Consider the following 18,235-nt stretch of genomic DNA (forward strand, 5'->3'; position numbering starts at 1 on the left):
CGTCCCACTGCGGTCAGCTCGCCCACCGGATGATCTCCTTGGTGATCGTCTCCGGCGCCTCCTGCTGCGCGAAGTGGCCGACGCCGTCGAGGAGTTTCCACTCGTAGCGGCCGTGCACGTACCGGCCCGAACCCTGCGCCGTGCGCGGCAGGACGCACGAGTCGAGGGCGCCGTGCAGCTGCAGCGTCGGCACCGGCGTCGGACGCTGCAGCAGCTTCACGAACCGGCGCCCGGCCAGCCCGATCGCGGTCCGGAACGGCCACCGGAATGCCTCCAGCGCGCAGAAGGCCGCCTGCGGGATCTGGATGACGTCGCGGCAGGCGCGCACGTACTCCTGGAAGTCGCGGCTGCCCCGCCAGCCCGGGCCGGACCACGCGTACATGAGGTCGGCGACCTTCCGCGCGTCCCAGTCGGTGAGCTTGTGCTCGTAGCGGGGCATCTGGAACGCGAAGAGGTGCCGGGACGCCGCCATCTGCCCCTTCGGGTCGACCGCGAGCGCGGCGCGCTGGCGCAGCGGGTGGGCGGCGCCGATGACGACCAGGGATTTGAACTGGCGCGGGTGGAACGCGGCGGCCGCGAAGCCGAGGATGCCGCCGAGGTCGTGGCCGACTACGGTGGCCTCGCGCTCGCCGAGGGCGCGCACGAGCCCGACGACGTCGGCGGCCATCGTGTAGGCGTCGTAGCCGCGCGGCGGCTTGTCGGAGGCGCCGTAGCCGCGCAGGTCTACGGCGACGACGCGGAAGCCGGCGTCGGCGAGGGCCGGGATCTGGTGGCGCCAGGCCCACCAGAACTCGGGGAAGCCGTGCAGCAGCAGGATGAGCGGGCCCTCGCCTGCTTCCGCGACGTGGAAGCGCGAGCCGTTGGCGTCGATGTGCCGGTGGGTCCAGGGGCCTTGCTTGATGGCGGCGCTGTCGGCGAAGGTCTTGCGGGTCACGCGCTCAGCGTACGAGGTCACCGCCCGCGGGGCGAGCCCCGGACGGCGGCGGAGGCGGCCCGTCACGCGGGACGGAGGCTGGGGAGTCGCGGAGGCGGCCCGCTCGAGGCGAGGGGGCGGGGTGGGTGCGGCGGAGCGGGCTGCGGTGGCCCGCCGCGGGCTCGCCCGCGCTTCGTGCGTAGGGCGTGCCCCGTCCCACCCGCATCCGCCTTCCGGCCAACCGAAAAAGACCACGGTCTCACATGGGTGTGACACGCGAGGATCGTTCGCGCGCGTGGGGATGATGCCGCTGCGGGCTGCGGGCTGCGGGCTGCGGGCTGCGGGCTGCGGGCTGCGGGCTGCGGGCTGCGGGCTGCGGGCTGCGGGCTGCGGGGTGTGCACCGGCTCCCGCATGCGTGAGGGGCCGCGGCGGATCGCCGCAGCCCCTCACACTCGATCTTCGCTAGTCTTCCTTGCCGCTCTGCAGGCCGACCTTGATGCGGCTCATGACGGCGCTGTCGGCGAGGGTGGTGACGTCGCCGATTTCGCGGTCTTCGGCGATGTCGCGCAGGAGCCGGCGCATGATCTTGCCCGAGCGAGTCTTCGGCAGCTCGGCGACCACGATCACCTGGCGCGGCTTCGCGATCGGCCCCAGCGTGTTCGCCACGTGCTTGCGCAGCTCCGCCAGGTGCTCGGGGCTCGAGTCCCGCCCCCCGCGCAGGATCACGAACGCGACGATGCCCTGCCCCGTCACCGGGTCGGAGGCCCCCACGACCGCGGCCTCCGCCACCGTCTCGTGGCTCACCAGAGCGCTCTCGACCTCGGTGGTCGAGATGTTGTGCCCGCTCACGAGCATGATGTCGTCGACGCGGCCGAGCAGCCACAGGTCGCCGTCGTCGTCCTTCTTAGCGCCGTCCCCGGCGAAGTACAGGCCGCCGAACCGCGACCAGTACGTGTCGATGAACCGCTGGTCGTCGCCCCAGATCGTGCGCAGCATCGACGGCCACGGCTCGCGGATCGCGAGGTACCCGCCGCCGCCGTCCGGCACCGACTCGGCCTTCTCATCGACGACGTCCACATTGATCCCCGGCAGCGGCCGCTGCGCCGAACCCGGCTTCGTCGACGTGACGCCCGGCAGCGGCGACACCATGATCGCCCCCGTCTCGGTCTGCCACCACGTGTCGACGACCGGGCACTTCCCGCCGCCGATGTGCTCGCGGTACCAGATCCACGCCTCGGGGTTGATCGGCTCGCCAACCGACCCCAGGAGCCGCAGGCTCGACAGGTCGTACCGGGCCGGGACGTCGTCCCCCCACTTCATGAACGTCCGGATCGCCGTCGGCGCCGTGTACAGCGTCGTGACCTTGTACTTCTCGACGATCTCCCATAGCCGCCCCGTGTGCGGCGTGTCCGGCGTGCCCTCGTACATGACCTGCGTGGCGCCGTTCGACATCGGCCCGTACACGATGTACGAGTGCCCGGTCACCCAGCCGATGTCGGCCGTGCACCAGTACACGTCGGTCTCCGGCTTCAGGTCGAACACCGCGTGGTGCGTGAACGACGCCTGCGTCAGGTACCCGCCCGAGGTGTGCAGGATGCCCTTCGGCTTCCCCGTCGTCCCCGACGTGTACAGGATGAACAGCGGGTGCTCGGCGTCGAACGCCTGCGCCTCGTGCTCGTTCGAGGCCGTCCCGACGGTCTCCTCCCAGCGCACGTCCTTGTCGGTCCACTCGACCTCCTGGCCCGTGCGCGTCACCACCAGGACCTTCTCCACCGACGGGCACCGCTCCAGCGAAGCGTCCACGGTCGGCTTGAGCGCCAGCGGCTTCCCCTTGCGGAACCCGCCGTCGGCGCAGATCACGAGCTTCGCGCCCGCGTCGTCGATGCGACTCGACAGCGCGTCCACGCTGAACCCGCCGAACACCACCGAGTGCGGCGCGCCGATCCGCGCGCACGCGAGCATCGCCACCGCGGCCTCGGGGATCATCGGCATGTAGATGACGACCCGGTCGCCCGCGCCCACACCGAGATCAGTGAGCGTGTTCGCGGCCCGCTTGACCTCGTCCAGCAGCTCCGCGTACGTCACCGCGCGGCTGTCGCCCGGCTCGCCCTCGAAGTGGATCGCGACGCGGTCGCCGAGTCCGGCGTCCACGTGCCGGTCGAGGCAGTTCGCCGCGACGTTGAGCTCGCCCCCGGTGAACCACTTCGCGAACGGCGGGTCGTCCCAGTCCAGGACCCGGTCCCAGTCCTTCGACCAGTCGAGCCGGCGCGCCTGCCGCTCCCAGAAGGCCAGCCGGTCGGCCGCGGCCTCCTCGTAAGCGGCCGCGGTGACGTTCGCCTGCGCTGCGAACTCAGGCGAAGGAGGGAACGTCCGGTCCTCCGAGAGCAGGTTGGCAAGCGTCTCTTGCGGGGTTGATGCCACTGGTATTTCGCTCCTTACAGATCTACGCGCCGAAACGCGACTGTGAGGCGGGTCTATGTCCGGCAACACTACCGCGACGAACCCGACACGAATACGGGCGGCCGCGCCCGCACCGGCATCTGGGAGCGGTGCTCGCCGAACGGCCCGCGGACGGTCGGCGGGCGGCCCGCGAAGGGTCCGCCCGGTCCCATCGGGGCCCTTGCCGCCCCAATTCGGAAGGTATCGTCGGACCGGTGCACGATCCGGGACGCCGGCGCCTCCTTGTGACTGCCCTCTAGACCGCCCAGTGCGCCGTATGCGCGCTCCGCCCAAAAGGTAAGGTTCCGCCCGTGGATCCTCTCGCGCCTCTCCTCGAACTCTCCGAGGTCGCCGACGCTCTCGAGAACGCCAGAGCCAACGTGGACCGGATGCTGTGGCACGAAGCCCTCCGCGGCGGCGACGAACTCGTCGCGGCGGAAGTGGCCCTGCACAGCGCCTCCGCGACCCTGGCGCTCGACGGGTACGACTGCGACGTGGAGCGGCTGCGCGAACGCGACTTCGACGACCCCGCCGTCTCCGGCGTCCTGCGCGTCATCGAAGCCCTCCCCGGCCTCGCCCCGATGTGGCCCGTCTCGCCCCGCTACGTGCTCGCGAAGCTCCACACCCTCGCCACCAAGGAGCTCCCCGACGCCGGCGTCGACTTCGAGCCCGGCCGCATCGAGGTCGACGACAAGGGCATGAACCGCATCAACGCCCTCTGCGCGCTGGTCACCAACCCCACCAAGGAGATCCCGGCCGCGATGGCCGCCGCCGTCGTCCACGGCGAACTCCTCGCCGTGCGCCCCTTCCCGGTGGCCAACAACGTGGTCGCCCGCGCCGCCTCGCGGCTCGCGCTGGCGAGCAAGGGGCTCGACCCGAAGCTGCTCATCACGGTCGACGCGGGGCACCTCGAGCGCGCCCCCGAGTACGTGGGCGCGCAGCGGGCCTGGGCCACGGGCACGCCCGACGGCGTGCGCTCATGGCTCAAGCACTACGGCAAGGCCCTCACCGCCGGCGCGGCCGAGACCCTGCAGATCTGCACCGAGTTGATGAAGGACGCCGGCTAGGCGGGCCCTAAGCGTCGTCGCCGGCGAGTTCGGCGCGCAGGCGCTCCTTCTCCTCGCGGCGGCGCTGCGCGGACGCGTCGATGTGGTCGATCATGGCGATCTGCTGCCTGCGCAGCAGCGTGAACCCGACGACCATGGACGCGAGCAGGCCGATCGCGAGCGCGACGAGCGCGTTCATGAAGAACATGAGCGGCACCGCGACCACGGCGATGATCGCGAGGCGGGTCAGGAAGTACTTGGCGACCGGGTTGTTCATCCGGCGCGCTCCTCTCCGAAGGCGTTGATGCCCGCGAACCACAGCGGGCCGTAGACGAGTGCGGCCGTGAGGCCGCCGAGGCCGCCGGTGAGCATGGGCGGCCACGCGGTCGGCGCGATGAGGGCGACCGCGAACCCGGCGGCGAGGCCGAGGAGGACGCCGACGAGCATGAGCCCCCAGCGGCGCGCGCCCGCGTACCGCCGGAACTGCTCGGTGTACACCCACACCGTGGGCAGCGCCGCGATCCAGCCCGAGGTCTGGCCGAAGCCGCGCCCGGTCGGCAGCACGAACACGAGGTCGATCACGACCAGGACGACCGCGCCCATCACGAAGTACGCGAGCGCGGTGCCCAGGAGCTGCCCGAGGGTCTCGACCTTCGGGCGCTCCCGCTCGGACTTGCCTTGCGCCACTAGAACTTCACCGACTGCGGCTCCGCGCGGCGCTCGGCGATCGTCTGCGGCCCTTCGTACTCGCGCACGACCTCGTAGCGGGTGTTGCGCTCGACGGGCTGGAACCCGGCGTCGCGGATGAGCTCGAGCAGGTCGTCGCGGGTCATCTTGTCGGGCGTGCCGTACGCGTCGGCGTCGTGCGTGATCTTGTACTCCACGACCGAGCCGTCGAGGTCGTCGGCGCCGAACGACAGCGAGAACTGCGCGACGTCGAGCCCGTGCATGACCCAGAAGCACTTCACGTGGTCGAAGTTGTCGAGCAGGAGCCGCGAGACCGCGAACGTCTTCAGCGACTCGGCCGGGCTCGCCATCGTGGTGCGCGCCTGGAGCTTGTTGCGGATCTTCCCGTCCTTGGAGTCGTGGAAGTCGTGCTGGTAGCGCAGGGGGATGAACACGGCGAAGCCGCCGGTCTCGTCCTGCAGCTCGCGCAGGCGCAGCACGTGGTCGACGCGGTGGCGCGGCTCCTCGATGTGCCCGTACAGCATCGTCGCGGGGGTGCGCAGGCCCTTCTGGTGGGCGAGGCGGTGGATCCGCGACCAGTCCTCCCAGTGGCAGTCGTGGTCGACGATGTGCTGGCGGACCTCCCAGTCGAAGATCTCGGCGCCGCCGCCGGTCAGCGACTCGAGGCCGGCCTCGATGAGCTCGTCCAGGATCTCGTCGGCGCTGAGCCCGGAGATCTTCTCGAACCACTGCACTTCGGTGGCGGTGAACGCCTTCAGGTTCACCTGCGGCAGGGTCTCCTTGAGCGCCTTGAGGACCCGCGGGTAGTAGCGCCACGGCAGGGTCGGGTGGAGGCCGTTGACGATGTGGAGCTCGGTGGGCGCGTCGCCGCGCATCTGCTCGGCGAGGGCCACGGCCTGCTCGACGCGCATCGTGTACGCGTCGGTCTCGCCGGGCTTGCGCTGGAAGGAGCAGTACGCGCAGGACGCCGAGCAGACGTTGGTGAGGTTGAGGTGCCGGTTGACGTTGAACATGGTCCGGTCGCCGTTCTTGGCGGTGCGGACGCCGTGCGCGAGGCGACCCAGCCATGCGAGGTCGTCGACCTCGTACAGGCCCACGCCGTCCTCGAAGGTCAGCCGCTCGCCGGCCGCGAGCTTCTCCTCGATGCCGGCCTTGAACTCGGCGTTGTCGTCCATGGCGCTCCCAACGTTGTGGCGTTTCCGCCAGGGTAGCCCCGCCGGGACGCGGTCGCGGGGGCGCACGTCGCGGGATGTGAGGCTGTGAACGCGAGCGGAGCGTCCTGGCAAAACGGACATCGCGAGGTCCCCCGATTCCAATGTATGCGGAGGGTCCGACATGTGTGTCGCCTGCCACCGGCCGGCGGCCGCGGGCAACCGAGGATGCGAGTGTTGCGTGTCTTCGGTACAGTATTCGTGGCCTCCCCCACAGAAGGACACCTCACATGCGCGTTTCACGGTTCGGTGCCCGAGTGATCGCCGCCGCCGGTTCAGCCGCCGTTGCCATCTTTTGCGTGCAGAGCGGCGGCGCGATGCCAGGATTCGCCGAACCGGGCGTGACCGTCCCCGACGACGGCAACCGACCCGCCGGCACCGCCTCCGACGAGAACCCCGTCGCCGACCCCGACGCGGGCAACGGACCCCTCAGCGCCCAGATCACCGCCGCCCAAGCGGACGTCGCGCAGCTCGCCGAGCGCACCACCGCCGCCCAAGAGGAATGGCTCCAGCGCGAGACCCGCCTCACCGACGCGCAGACCGAATGGGCCGCCACCCTCACCCAGCTCGAGACCGCCCAGGCCGCCCTCGACTACGCCGCGAGCGAGGCCTACGCCGACACCGCCGCCCGCCCCGACACCGAGCTCCCCGACCTCACCGGCCTCACCCCCATCGGCGGCGAATGGGACCTCCCCAGCCTCAACGCCGACTTCGAGGACGCCGCGACCGCCGAGTCCGTCGCCCGCGCCTCCCTCGACGCCGCGACCCTCTCCGCGGACCGCTCCGAGTACCGCTACACCCTCCTCGACGCCGAGTTCGACACCGCGCAGGCCGCCCTCGACAAGCTCATCGCCGACAACCGCGAAGCCCTCGAGGACATCGAGGCCGACCGCGAAGCGGCCGCCGCCCAGCACTCGAACGACTTCTCGTCCGAAGTGGACGGCTGGGACGCCGCCCCCGAGGCCAAGAAGGCCGTCGAGTACGCGCTGGCGCAGCTGGGCGACCCGTACGTGTGGGGTGCCGAAGGCCCCGACTCCTTCGACTGCTCCGGCCTCGTCCAAGCCGCGTACGCGCACGCGGGCGTCTCGCTGCCGCGCGTCGCCGCCGACCAGTTCAACGCCACCCGCGACAAGCCGGTGGACACCGAGAAGCTCCTTCCCGGCGACCTCCTCTACTGGTGGGACGACCCGGGCAACTGGCAGTCGGTCTACCACACCGGCATGTACCTGGGGAACGGCAAGATGGTCGTCGCCCCCCGCACCGGCGACGTGGTGAAGATCAGCTCGATCTGGTTCGACAACTTCGCGGGCGCGCACCGCGTGGTCGACGCCGTCAAGACCGACCCGGACGCCGAGGACCCGACCCAGACGCCGGACGACGACAAGCCGACGAACCCGTCGCCGCGTCCGCCCACGACCTCCCCGGACGACGAGACCTCGTCGCCCGACCCCGAGCCCACGGAGAGCGAGTCCCCCTCGCAGTCGCCGTCGCCCTCGCCTTCGCAGACCCCCACGCAGACCCCGTCCTCCGAGACGCCCTCCGGCGGCGGCGAGGACACCCCCGATCCGGCCACGGCCGACTCGGATTCGGGCACGCTGACGCGTGATCCGGAGGAGTAGGGGTACTGCACGGTAGTGGGAAGGCGCGCACGGTTCGCGACCGGTTGATGGCACGATGGTTGTTGAGTTGCCCGAACGACGCTCCAGCCCCAAGGAGGCTCCGTGGACGGAAACAGCTGTAGCTCCTGCGGCCAGCGACTGACGTCGGGTCAGCGCCGCTGTCCGCAGTGCGGAGCGCCGCTGCCCCCGCCGCTCGGAGGCTTCCCTGCCGATGCCGGACCCTACGGCGCCGCCGCCCCGTACGGCGCGGCTCCGGCGGCCCCTGCTTACGGTGCCGCCGCCGTCCCGCAGTACGCCCCGCCCGGCGATCCCGGCTACGCGCCGCCCGGCGGCCCCCAGGGCTACGCGCCCGCCCCGAACCAGGGCTATGCGGCCGTCCCCGAACCGAACTACGCCCCGCCGGGCGCCTACCAGCCCTCCGCGAACCAGGGCTACGCCGCCGTCCCGCCGCAGTACGGCCAGCCCGGCCAGCCGGGCGCGAACCCGCCGCCCGGGTCGCCCCCGGGCTACGCCGCCCCCGGCGGCTGGAACCCGCAGGCCGCGCCTCCCGGCATGCCGCCGCAGGGCGCCGCGCAGGGCTCCGCCGCGGTGCCGCAGTACGGCGCGCCCGCCCCTTACCAAGCGCCGCATTCGGGTTCGGCCCAAGTGCCCGCCTACCCGCAGCAGCCCGCCTCGGGGTCGGCCCAGGTGCCGCAGTACCCGTCGGCGCCGCAATACCCGGCGCACCCTTCCGCGCCGCCGCAGAGCTTCCAGGCGCCCTCGTACCAGCCGCCGCAGCCGTACCAGTCCGCGCAGTCGCTGCCGCCGGTCGCGGCCGCCCCGCCCGCCTCGGCCCCGTTCTCGCCGCCGGTCCCCGAACCGTACGCGCCTCCGCAGGTGCCCGAGCCCCAGTTCACGGCCCCGCCCGCGGCGGCCGAACCGCCCGCGTCGTCGCCGGTCACCGGCGCGCCTTCGGGCACCTCGTTCGCGGCCCCGCCCGCTAGCAGCGGTTTCAGCCTGCCGTCCGAGTCCGGCGCGTTCGCCCCACCGGCGGCGAACCCGCCCGGTCGGCCCGAGCCCGTCCCCGACGGCACCCAGATCCTGCGCATCAGGCCCAACGCCGCGGAGCCGCCCGCCCCGGCCCCGTTCGCCGACCCCGAACCGCCTGTGTCGCTTGCCGACTCGCCCACCCCGGCGCAGCCCGCCGGGTTCAGCCTGCCGTCCGCCGACAACGTCCCCGGTGCGGCCTATGCCGCGCCGGTCCCGACCCCCGCGGCCGAGATCCCCAGCCCCGCACCGGAACCGGTCGAGGAACCGAAGCCCGCGCCGCCGGCCGGCGCGGACCAGCCGCTCGACGAGACGCACCTCGACGACGACCTGCCGTTCGACGAGACGCCGTCCGAACCGGCGATGTCCTTCAGCGTCCCCGACATCGACACCCCCGCCCCGGCGGCGGCGCCCGCCGCCCCGACCGGCGGGCCGACGGTCGTCGAGGCCATCGAGGACGACGAGGACGGCGCTTGGGACGAACTGCCCGACCCCGATGACGACGACGAGGACGTGGAGCTCTCCGAAGAGGAAGAGGCCTCGCTCGCCGGTCTCGGCGACGACGTGCCCGGCGAGTCCCTCCCGCCCGCCCCGGTCTCGGCCTCCAGCGCCGGGTCCGACGACGACGATGAGGACGACGCCGAGGCGCCCGCCATCGAACCCGTCCTCGACGCCGCGCTCGCCGAAGCCGCCGCCGTCGAGGCGCCGAGCCCCGGTGCCGACCTGATCGAGGCGGCCGAGGCCGGCGTGGAAGGCGCGGTCGAGGTCGCCGAAGCGGTCGGCATCGAAGTGCCGGAACCGGCCGCGGATCAGCCCACCGCCGGCGAAGCACCCGAGCCCGCGGCCGAATCGCCGGAACCCGTCGCGGTCGCCGAGCCGATCGCCGAGCCCGAAGCGGCCGACGACGCGCCCGAGCCCGGCGTCCCCGACTACCAGGCGTCCGTCGATCCCGCCCCCGCAGCCGAACCGGCCGATGCAACCCCTTCGGCCCCAACGGACCCGACCGGCTTCTCTGACGAGGCCCCGGTCGAGCCGAACACCGGCTCGGCCGCCGTCGAGCCCGTCGCGGTCGCTCCCGGCGAGAACGACGCCGTCGAGACCGCCGCCACCGACGAGGACTACGCCGCTGCGCCCGCCGTCACTCCCGTCGAGGACTACGCCGTCGCGCCGTTCGCGGACGCCGCACCGGTCGAGGCCGAGTCGACCGAGGCCAGTGCCATCGATTCGGGGACCACGGTTCACGAATCGTCTTACGCTGAGCCGGTGCTGACCGACACCGAACCGACGCCGCCCGGGCCGCTGCCGGACCCGCTGCCCGGTCCCGCGCCGACACCGCCGCGGCCCGAACCCGAGCCTGAGCGTCCGGAGCCGGTGCCGCACCCTGAGCCCACGCCGCCGTCGCCGCAGCCTGAGCCCGTGCCGAACCCGGAGCCGACGCCGCCGCGTCCTGAACCGACGCCGCCGCAGCCCGAGCCGCTGCCGCCGAACCCCGAGCCGGGCCCGCCGATGCCGCGTCCCGAGCCTTCGCCGGTGCCGACGCCGGAACCGCTGCCGCCGAACCCGGAACCGGGTCCGCCGATGCCGCCCGTGCCGCCGATTCCGCGCGTGAACGACAGCCCGTTCTCGGACGCGGCCCCGATCGACTACCCCGAGCCGGAGCCGGCGGCGCCCGAGCCGGAGGAGGCCCCGGAGCAGGGGCCGCAGTCGGCGGTCGAGTCGGCGCGGAAGAAGATCGTGAACGCGCCGGACATCAGCCTGTTCGAGGAGCCGGAGACGAAGACCGGCGCGCACCAGCTGCCGACCGCGAAGCCGGTCGTGGAGACGGACGGGTTCAAGCCCGGCCGCGCCCGGGTCAAGAACCTGCTCGACCGCTCGGAGCTCCCGGACCACATCCCGCTCCCGCGCCCGACCGTCTACGGCGCCAAGCCCGCCGACGCAGAGGACTGACGCACCGGCCCGGCCCAAAGGCCGGGCCGGCGGTCCGTTCCCGGCGCGCCGCGTCCGCTGCGAACCGCAAAGGCGCTGCGCCGGAACCTCGTTCGCGCTCCCGCGCCAGGTTTGCTGTTCACGCCCGCGTTGTCTCTTTCGGGTGACACGTGGGCCGCGGGGGCCGGTTTTTGTCGGACCCGGGCGGGACGATCGGCGCAGACTGATCTTTCCCCTCTAGTGGTGGGTGGGGGCTAGGGACGGCCCGTCGCGGCGGAGGCGAAGGCGTGGCGCGCGGCGAGGCCCCGGACCCGCCGAGGCCTGAAGGCGTGGCGCGCGGCGAGGCCCCGGACCCAGCGAGGCCCGAAGGCGCGGCACACGGCGGAGGCCCCGGACCCCGGACCCGCCGACGACTGCGGCGGCTCAAGGGTGTTGCGGCGGCGAGCACCGTGTGTCCCACTTCCCGCGGCATTCGCCGAAAACGCGTCCGCCGTCCGCAACTGCGGTTCATCCTGATCCTTACGGGCCGCCGAGCGGCCCGCGAGCCTCGCGGGCAGGGCCGTTCCGGCCCGCCGCCCGCGTGACCGGGGAGGGGGAGCAGCATGGCGGAGCGCCGTGTCAAAGTCACCACGGAAGTCGGCATCCAGGCGCGGCCCGCGACGGTCTTCGTCAGCACCGCCGCCGAGTCCCGCACCGACGTGGCGATCACGAAGCCGGGCGGGGAACCGCACGACGCCAAATCGATCCTGCAGGTGCTGACCCTCGACGTCCGGCCCGGCGACGAGATCGTCGTCTCCGGCGACGACGAAGGCGTCCTCGACCGCCTCGTGGCCCTCGTCAGCGAAGACGACGACACCGGCGGCGCCGACATCGGCGACATCGACGAGAACTGAGCGCACCCGGCACCGAGCGCTGCAGAAACAGCGCACAGCGAAGCGAGCGCGCAGCCGAATCCGCGACAACCGCGTACCAAGGCCGGCAACCGCCCTGCGGGCGCACTCGCCGCGCCTCCCGACCAACCGGCCCGTCCACCATCCGGACGGTTCAGCGCGTCCGGTGATGTCGGCGACGCCGCCCGCGCTCACGTACTTCCCTGCCGCGCGACCGGCTACGGTCGAAGCTGTGAACATCGCACGGCGCCCCAGGGTCGGCCACATCGCGTTCCTCAACTGCCTCCCCATCTACTGGGGACTGGCGCGGACGGGCGCGCTCCTCGACGTCGACCTCCACCGCGCCCCGCCGGACGAGCTCAGCCGCCGCCTCGTCGCCGGCGACCTCGACATCGGACCGATCACCCTCGTCGAATACCTCAAGCACGCCGACGACCTCCTCCTCATCCCCGACCCGGCCGTGGCCGCCGACGGGCCGGTCCTGAGCGTCAACCTCGTCTCCAGGACCCCGCTCGCCGACCTCCCGGCCGCCCCGCGCGTCTCCCTCGCCTCCACCTCCCGCACCGGCGTCCTCCTCGGCCGCATGCTCCTCGAGGACCGCTACGGCCGCACGCCCGCCTACACCGTCACCGCGCCCGACCTCGATTCCGCGCTCGCAGACGCCGACGCGGCCGTCCTCATCGGCGACGAGGCGCTGCGCGTCCATCACGACCCCGACGGCCACCACGTGCTCGACCTCGCCGCCGAATGGAAGGACTGGACCGGCCTGCCCATGGTCTTCGCCGTGTGGGCCGTCCGCCGCGACTACGCCGAGGCCCACCCCGGCCTCGTCAAGGACGTCCACCTGGCCTTCCGCGACTCGGTCCGCCGCAGCCGCGAGGAGATCGGCGAGGTCGTCGCCTCGGCCGCCCGCTGGGAGCCGTTCCCGCCCGCCGCCCTCGCCGAGTACTTCGAGCGCCTCCAGTTCGGCCTCAGTGAGCGACACCTCGCCGGATTGCGGGAATTCGCGTCCCGTGCGTCCCGTTATGCCGATATAGCCCCCCTGCGGGCGGGCGGTCCGGAGTTCTTCGCGACCGGCCCCGACACCAGCCTCTGAAACCGAGCCGGACGACGAAGGGACCCTGCCGTGGCCATCGCGCTGAACAAGCCCCGCAAGCAACGCCCCGCCTGGCACAAGCTCACCGTGAGCCGCGTCCGGCCGCTCACCGAGGACGCCGTCGAAGTGACCCTCGCCGTCCCCGAAGAGCTGCGTCCCGCCTTCGACTTCAAGCCCGGCCAGCACCTCACCTTCCAGCGCGTCGAAGCCGACGGCGCCGAAGTGCGCCGCTCCTACTCCCTCGCCTCGACCCCGCGCGAACTCGCCGAGCACGGCACGCTGCGCCTGGGCATCCGCTCGATCCCCAAAGGCACCTTCTCCGGCTACGCGAACCGGCAGCTCCTGCCCGGCGACGTCCTCGAGGTCCTCCCGCCGCTCGGCAACTTCTGGACCGAGATCCGCGCCGACCGCCACTACGGCTCCGTCGTCGCCGGCTCCGGGATCACCCCGATCATCGCCATCGCGACCGCCGCCCTCGAAGCCGGCGCGACCGTGACCCTCCTGTACTCCAACCGCACCGAGGAATCCACGATGTTCGCCGCCGAGCTGCGCGAACTCCAGGCCGAGCACGGCCCCCGGCTGCGCCTCCACCACGTGCGCACCCGCACCGAAGGCGAGTCCCCGCTGCTCACCGGTCGGCTCACCCCCGAACGGCTCCAAGAAGCGATCGCCGCCGGACTCGTCGACCCGCACGAAATCGACGAGTGGTTCCTCTGCGGCCCCTACGAGATGGTCCTCGGCGTCAAGGACGTCCTCGAAGAGGCCGGGGCGCAGCGCATCCACACCGAGCTGTACACCGTCTGAGACCCGACCCGCCCCCTGATCCGAAGCGAGACCTACGAGTCACTGCGCGCGGGCGCACTGTCCCGGAAGGCCATGCGGCGATACGCTTCGTGCATGGCCGAGATTGACGATGTCCTCGCCCGCGCCGCCGACGGCGGCGCCATCAGCGCCGAGGAAGCCCTGCTGCTCTACACCGAAGCGCCCTTCCACCCCCTCGCCGAGGCCGCCGACGCGGCCCGCCGGCGCGTCATCGGCGACAACATCGTCACCTACCTCATCGACCGCAACATCAACTACACGAACGTGTGCGTCACCGCGTGCAAATTCTGCGCCTTCTACCGCGCCCCCAAGCACGAAGAGGGCTGGGCGCACCCCATGGAGGAGGTGCTGCGCCGCTGCGGCGAGGCCGTGAGCCTCGGCGCGACGCAGGTGATGCTCCAGGGCGGGCACCACCCCGACTTCGGCGTCGAGTACTACGAGGAGCTGTTCTCCTCGGTCAAGCGCGAATACCCGCAGCTGGCGATCCACTCGATCGGGCCCTCGGAGATCGCGCACATGGCGAAGGTCTCCGGCGTCGAGGTCGACGAGGCCATCCGCCGCATCAAGGCCGCCGGGCTCGACTCGATCGCCGGCGCCGGGGCCGAGATGCTCCCGGCGCGCCCGCGCACGGCGCTCGCGCCGCTCAAGGAGTCGGGGGAGCGCTGGCTGGAGATCATGGAGGCCGCGCACCTGCAGGGCCTGGAGTCGACGGCGACGATGATGATGGGCACCGGCGAGACCGCCGCGGAGCGGATCGAGCACCTGCGGATGATCCGCGAGGTGCAGGACCGCACGGGCGGGTTCCGCTCGTTCATCCCGTGGACGTACCAGCCGGAGAACAACCACTTGAAGGGCCGGACGCAGGCGACGACCCTCGAATACCTGCGGCTCTTGGCGACCGCGCGGCTGTTCTTCCACAATGTGAAGCACCTGCAGTCCTCGTGGCTGACCACCGGCAAGGCCTCGGGCCAGCTGAGCATGCACCTCGGCGTGGACGACCTGGGCTCGATCATGCTGGAGGAGAACGTGATCTCCTCGGCGGGCGCCCGGCACCAGTCGCGGCTCTCGGAGCTCATCGGCCTCATCCGCAGCGCGGACCGCGTCCCGGCGCAGCGGAACACCCTCTACGAGCGCATGTCGGTCCACTGGACCCCGGCCGACGACCCGAGCGACGACCGGGTCCGCTCGCACTTCTCCACGATCGTGACCGAACTGCAGATCCAAGCGAAGTAAGCCAAGGCGAAGCAAAGGGGCGGCGGGCCGAAAGGTCCGCCGCCCCGAACGCCGTCGTCAGGCCGTCAGATCATCCGGCCGATCTCGTTCTTGATGAGCTGCACGTTCACGCCCGAGTTCGGGCAGCCCCCGAAGTGGTGCAGGGCAACGACCTCGTGCGTGTCGCGCGAGATCACCGGCGAACCCGACGACCCGAACTCGGTGTCGCAGTAGTACGAGACGTCGCTGCCGGCCACGTAGCCGTCGTAGGTCTCGTGCTTGACGACGCAGTTGCCGCCGTCGACCGAGGACTCCATCGCGATCTCGGTGGGCCGCCCCGCCGGGTGCTGCGGGATGTAGATCGCCTCCCCGCTGCGCGCCGGACGGTCGGCGAGCTCCAGGTAGCCGAACTCCTCGACGCGCTCGAAGTCGTCCACGGTGAACAGCGTGTAGTCCAAGGACTTCGAGGTCGCCAGCACCTCCGAGCCGTGCACCTTCACCGGCGCGTTCGTGATGTCCGCGCCGCACACCGTGCAGTCGTACCCGAACCACACCTCGGTGCCCTGCGCCTCCTTGGTCTCCGTGAAGCAGTGGTGGTTGGTCAGCAGCCGGTTGCCCTCCCCGACCCGGAACGCCGTGCACAGCACGGTCCCGTCGATGAGCAGGCGCGCCACCGGCTCCGCGTTGGCCACCACCGCCGGGTGCGAGGTGCGGTAGCAGGCCGAGGCCCGCTTCTCGTCGCCCTCGCAGATGCTCTCCTCCGGCCGGGCGTTGTCCGCCCGCTGCTGCGCGAGACCGTCCACCTCGTCGGCCGTGAACCCGTACGCGGCCTTGTCGATGAGCACGCCGAGCGCCGACGAGCCCCCGCCGCCGGACTCCCGGTGCAGCTCGACGACCGCGGTGTCGCCCGTGATCGAGGTCGCCCACGCGTCGATCATCGACTGGTCGTACCGGTAGGACTCGGCACCGTCGGGGCTCGACACCGTCACGAAATCGCCCGTGTTCAGCAGCAGCCGTTCGAAGTGGACCTTGACGTAACCCGCGTCGGGCCCGGAGACCTTCAGGATGTCGGCCCCGTCCGCGTACGTCAGCGACTCGCTCAGCTCGGCCACCTCGCCCACGTCGACCAGGCCGAGCAGGTCGTCGTCGACCGGCAGCATCTCGGCCGTGTCGTCCAGGAGCGCCGTCACCGGGTCCTCCTCGGCGAACGCGCTCGGCACCACGACCGCCGCCCCGCCCAGCGCGATCGACCCGGCCGCCGCCGCGAGGACGAGCTTGCGGCGCTTGCGATCGGCCCCGCTTTGCCCGGTTCGTGGATTCCGCACGCTTGCCGCCACGGTCGGCCCCTTTCGTGAGAGATGTGTCGACCGTTCAACGAGCGAACCCGACGGAAGTTGCGCCGCTTGCCGCGTGAGAAGCCGACATCGGCCAAGGCGTGCGTCACAGGAACCAGCGGGGCGGACGCAGGCTGCGCCCTCCGCCCCGCGGTCAGGTCGGCCCGAACAGCCGCTCCCGGGCCACCATCGCCCTCAGACGGCTCCGCCGCCCTCCGGGCCTACCAGCCCGGCCCTCCCGGGCGGCACCGCTCCAAAATGTCGTTGAGGCCCTTGCGCGTCGCCACCACCAGCAGCGTGTCCCCGCGCCCGACCCGGAACGCCGCGTCCGGGTTCCAGCTGATCGTCCCGCCCGCCCGCTTCACCGCCAGCAGCCGGTGCGAACCCACCTTCGTCGCCCGGTGCGCCGCCGCGTCGTCCATCTGCGACCCCTCGCCGACCTCGAACGCCTCGATATAGGCGATGTGCCCGCGCACCGGGATCGTCACGAGCACCTTGTCGTCAGTGAGCGCCTGCGCGAAACTCGCCGAAGCGACCTCGGGCGCGCTGTACGACGCGTGCGGCGGCGCCTCCTGACGCGGCGTCGACCGGTTCAGGTTCTGCCGCACCAGCGTCGCGAACTCCGGGTTGTAGATCCGCATCACCGTGCGCAGTTGCGGATTGCACTCCAGCCCCGACAGCGCCGCCTCCAGGTTCGACTCGTCCTGCTTCGCCATCGCCACCAGCGACCGGCAGTGCTTGATGTTCGCCTCCTCCAGGATCTCCTGGTTCGAGCCGTCCCCCAGCAGCACCTGCGCGCCCTTCGCCCGCGCCGCCCGCACCCCCATCGCGTCACGGTTCTTCTCGATCGCGACCACCGGGATCTTCGCCTCCCGCAGCCGCTCCACCACCCGGGTCCCCATGTTGCCCAAGCCGACCACGATCACATGCTCGCGCACCTGCCGCGTCCGCCGCCCCTCCGACAGCGCGTACCGCCGGTCCACCACCGCCTGCACGATCGCACCGGTCGCGAACGGGATCAGCAGCGACCCGGTCAGCACCACCACCGCCTGCGTCACCTTCAGCAGCCGGCTCGCCGTCATGTCCGGGTCGATGCCCCCGCCCGCCATGAGCGCGAGCAGGTAGAACACCTCACCGGTCCCATCGGGCCGGTTCGCGCCGCTCGGCCAGAACTGCAGCACCAGGTACCCGAACGCGAACACCGCGAACAGCACCAGCGCCAGCACCACCAGACTCCTAGTGAGCATGCCCCGCAGCGCGCTCAGCGCCTCCTTCACCGCGAGCGTCGCGTTCACTAGCTTCGGCCGCAGCTGGGCCGGCTTCCGGTCGGGCGAGAGCCACAGGTACCGCAGCGCCTCGTTCTCGTCTTCGGGGATGAGCTCGATCCCCGCCCGGTTCCCGCCCGCGACCACCCACTGCGCCTCCGCGCGCTCCTCCCGCTGCCGCGACAGGTACAGCCGCCGCCCCCACACCTTGATCTCCCCGGGCGGCAGCTGCTGCAGCGCCGCGAGCGCGTACGTGTCCGCGACCATGTCGGCGTCCGACTGGACGTACACGCCGTCCTCGTCGTCGCCCAGGAGCTTCCGGATGTTCGCGCGCAGCCCGCTGTTGTACATGCGGATGACCAGCCGCGGCAGGGTCTGGTCGCCGAAGTAGTGCGACATCTCGCGGATGGTCAGCGCCAGGTGCAGGTTCCCGACGTCGTTCTGGTCCATGAGCGCGACCGCGTACGCGTAGTCGAGCCCCGCCAGCCGCACGGTCTCGGCGGTGACGACGGGCTGGGTGAAGACCTGGAGTTTGCGGTTGACCTCGGCTTCGCGGCGGATCTCCTCGCGCTGGCCGCCGGGGCCGTCGGGGAAGACGGCGGTGACGCGGAAGGCGTAGCGCTCGATGAGGTGCTTGATGAAGCGGAGGGTGAGTCCGTTGTCGCCCACGACGATGACGTGCCGTTCGGAGGGGTCGTCGTAGCGATCGTGCCGGGGGTGCATGGGTGAATTCTACGGATGGTTCGCA

Annotated in this window: 14 protein-coding genes; 7 read left to right on the forward strand and 7 right to left on the reverse strand. The window is 72.0% G+C overall.

Features of this window, described 5'->3' with window-relative positions; genetic code table 11:
- Positions 1-13: 13 nt before the first annotated feature.
- Positions 14-934, reverse strand: coding sequence for an alpha/beta fold hydrolase (locus J5V16_RS23060; protein WP_208499529.1), 921 nt, complete (start codon positions 932-934; stop codon positions 14-16).
- A gap of 442 nt (positions 935-1,376) precedes the next feature.
- Positions 1,377-3,335: an acetate--CoA ligase gene (gene acs, locus J5V16_RS23065; RefSeq protein WP_208499531.1), complete on the reverse strand. Its 1,959-nt coding sequence runs from the start codon at positions 3,333-3,335 to the stop codon at positions 1,377-1,379.
- Between the two features lie 329 nt (positions 3,336-3,664).
- On the opposite strand from acs, the gene J5V16_RS23070 reads away from it, so the two are divergent.
- Positions 3,665-4,420, forward strand: coding sequence for an oxidoreductase (locus tag J5V16_RS23070; protein WP_208499533.1), 756 nt, complete (start codon positions 3,665-3,667; stop codon positions 4,418-4,420).
- Between the two features lie 7 nt (positions 4,421-4,427).
- Here J5V16_RS23070 and J5V16_RS23075 read toward each other — a convergent pair whose 3' ends face one another.
- From J5V16_RS23075 to mqnE, 3 genes are read right to left on the reverse strand one after another with little or no spacing between them, the layout of a single operon-like run.
- Entirely contained in the window at positions 4,428-4,676 is a 249-nt protein-coding gene (locus J5V16_RS23075; protein ID WP_208499537.1) for a DUF4229 domain-containing protein, read from the reverse strand.
- Positions 4,673-5,086, reverse strand: coding sequence for a hypothetical protein (locus J5V16_RS23080; RefSeq protein WP_208499539.1), 414 nt, complete (start codon positions 5,084-5,086; stop codon positions 4,673-4,675). Before J5V16_RS23080 ends, J5V16_RS23075 begins: the two co-directional genes overlap by 4 nt.
- A complete protein-coding gene (gene mqnE, locus J5V16_RS23085) occupies positions 5,086-6,261 on the reverse strand; it encodes an aminofutalosine synthase MqnE (protein ID WP_208499542.1) in 1,176 nt (391 codons plus the stop codon). The genes J5V16_RS23080 and mqnE overlap by 1 nt, the downstream gene beginning before the upstream one ends.
- Before the next feature lie 353 nt (positions 6,262-6,614).
- Between mqnE and J5V16_RS23090 the strand changes: the two genes are divergently transcribed.
- The 6 genes from J5V16_RS23090 (at position 6,615) to mqnC (ending at position 14,909) form a co-directional block, all read left to right on the forward strand.
- On the forward strand, positions 6,615-7,916 hold the full coding sequence (locus J5V16_RS23090; RefSeq protein ID WP_208499545.1) for a C40 family peptidase: 1,302 nt from the start codon (positions 6,615-6,617) through the stop codon (positions 7,914-7,916).
- Between the two features lie 102 nt (positions 7,917-8,018).
- Positions 8,019-10,889 carry a hypothetical protein gene (locus J5V16_RS23095; RefSeq protein WP_208499547.1) on the forward strand — a complete coding sequence of 957 codons (2,871 nt, stop codon included), beginning with the start codon at positions 8,019-8,021 and terminating at the stop codon, positions 10,887-10,889.
- Positions 10,890-11,470: 581 nt separating this feature from the next.
- A complete protein-coding gene (locus tag J5V16_RS23100; RefSeq protein WP_208499550.1) occupies positions 11,471-11,761 on the forward strand; it encodes an HPr family phosphocarrier protein in 291 nt (96 codons plus the stop codon).
- Between the two features lie 229 nt (positions 11,762-11,990).
- The gene (locus J5V16_RS23105; protein ID WP_208499554.1) at positions 11,991-12,854 is read left to right on the forward strand and encodes a menaquinone biosynthetic enzyme MqnA/MqnD family protein; all 864 of its coding nucleotides are present in this window, start codon (positions 11,991-11,993) and stop codon (positions 12,852-12,854) included.
- 30 nt (positions 12,855-12,884) lie between these two features.
- A complete protein-coding gene (locus J5V16_RS23110; protein WP_208499557.1) occupies positions 12,885-13,658 on the forward strand; it encodes an FAD-binding oxidoreductase in 774 nt (257 codons plus the stop codon).
- A 93-nt stretch (positions 13,659-13,751) separates the two neighbouring features.
- Complete coding sequence (gene mqnC, locus J5V16_RS23115) at positions 13,752-14,909, forward strand: cyclic dehypoxanthinyl futalosine synthase (protein WP_208499559.1); 1,158 nt, start codon at positions 13,752-13,754, stop codon at positions 14,907-14,909.
- A 65-nt stretch (positions 14,910-14,974) separates the two neighbouring features.
- Here the strand turns inward: mqnC and J5V16_RS23120 are convergent, their stop codons facing one another.
- Positions 14,975-16,213, reverse strand: coding sequence for a trypsin-like serine peptidase (locus J5V16_RS23120; protein ID WP_208499561.1), 1,239 nt, complete (start codon positions 16,211-16,213; stop codon positions 14,975-14,977).
- 230 nt (positions 16,214-16,443) lie between these two features.
- A complete protein-coding gene (locus tag J5V16_RS23125) occupies positions 16,444-18,210 on the reverse strand; it encodes a potassium channel family protein (protein ID WP_208499563.1) in 1,767 nt (588 codons plus the stop codon).
- Positions 18,211-18,235: the final 25 nt, after the last annotated feature.

Origin of the sequence: Glycomyces niveus (genome assembly GCF_017592475.1) — a bacterium.
Lineage (GTDB): Bacteria > Actinomycetota > Actinomycetes > Mycobacteriales > Micromonosporaceae > Glycomyces > Glycomyces niveus.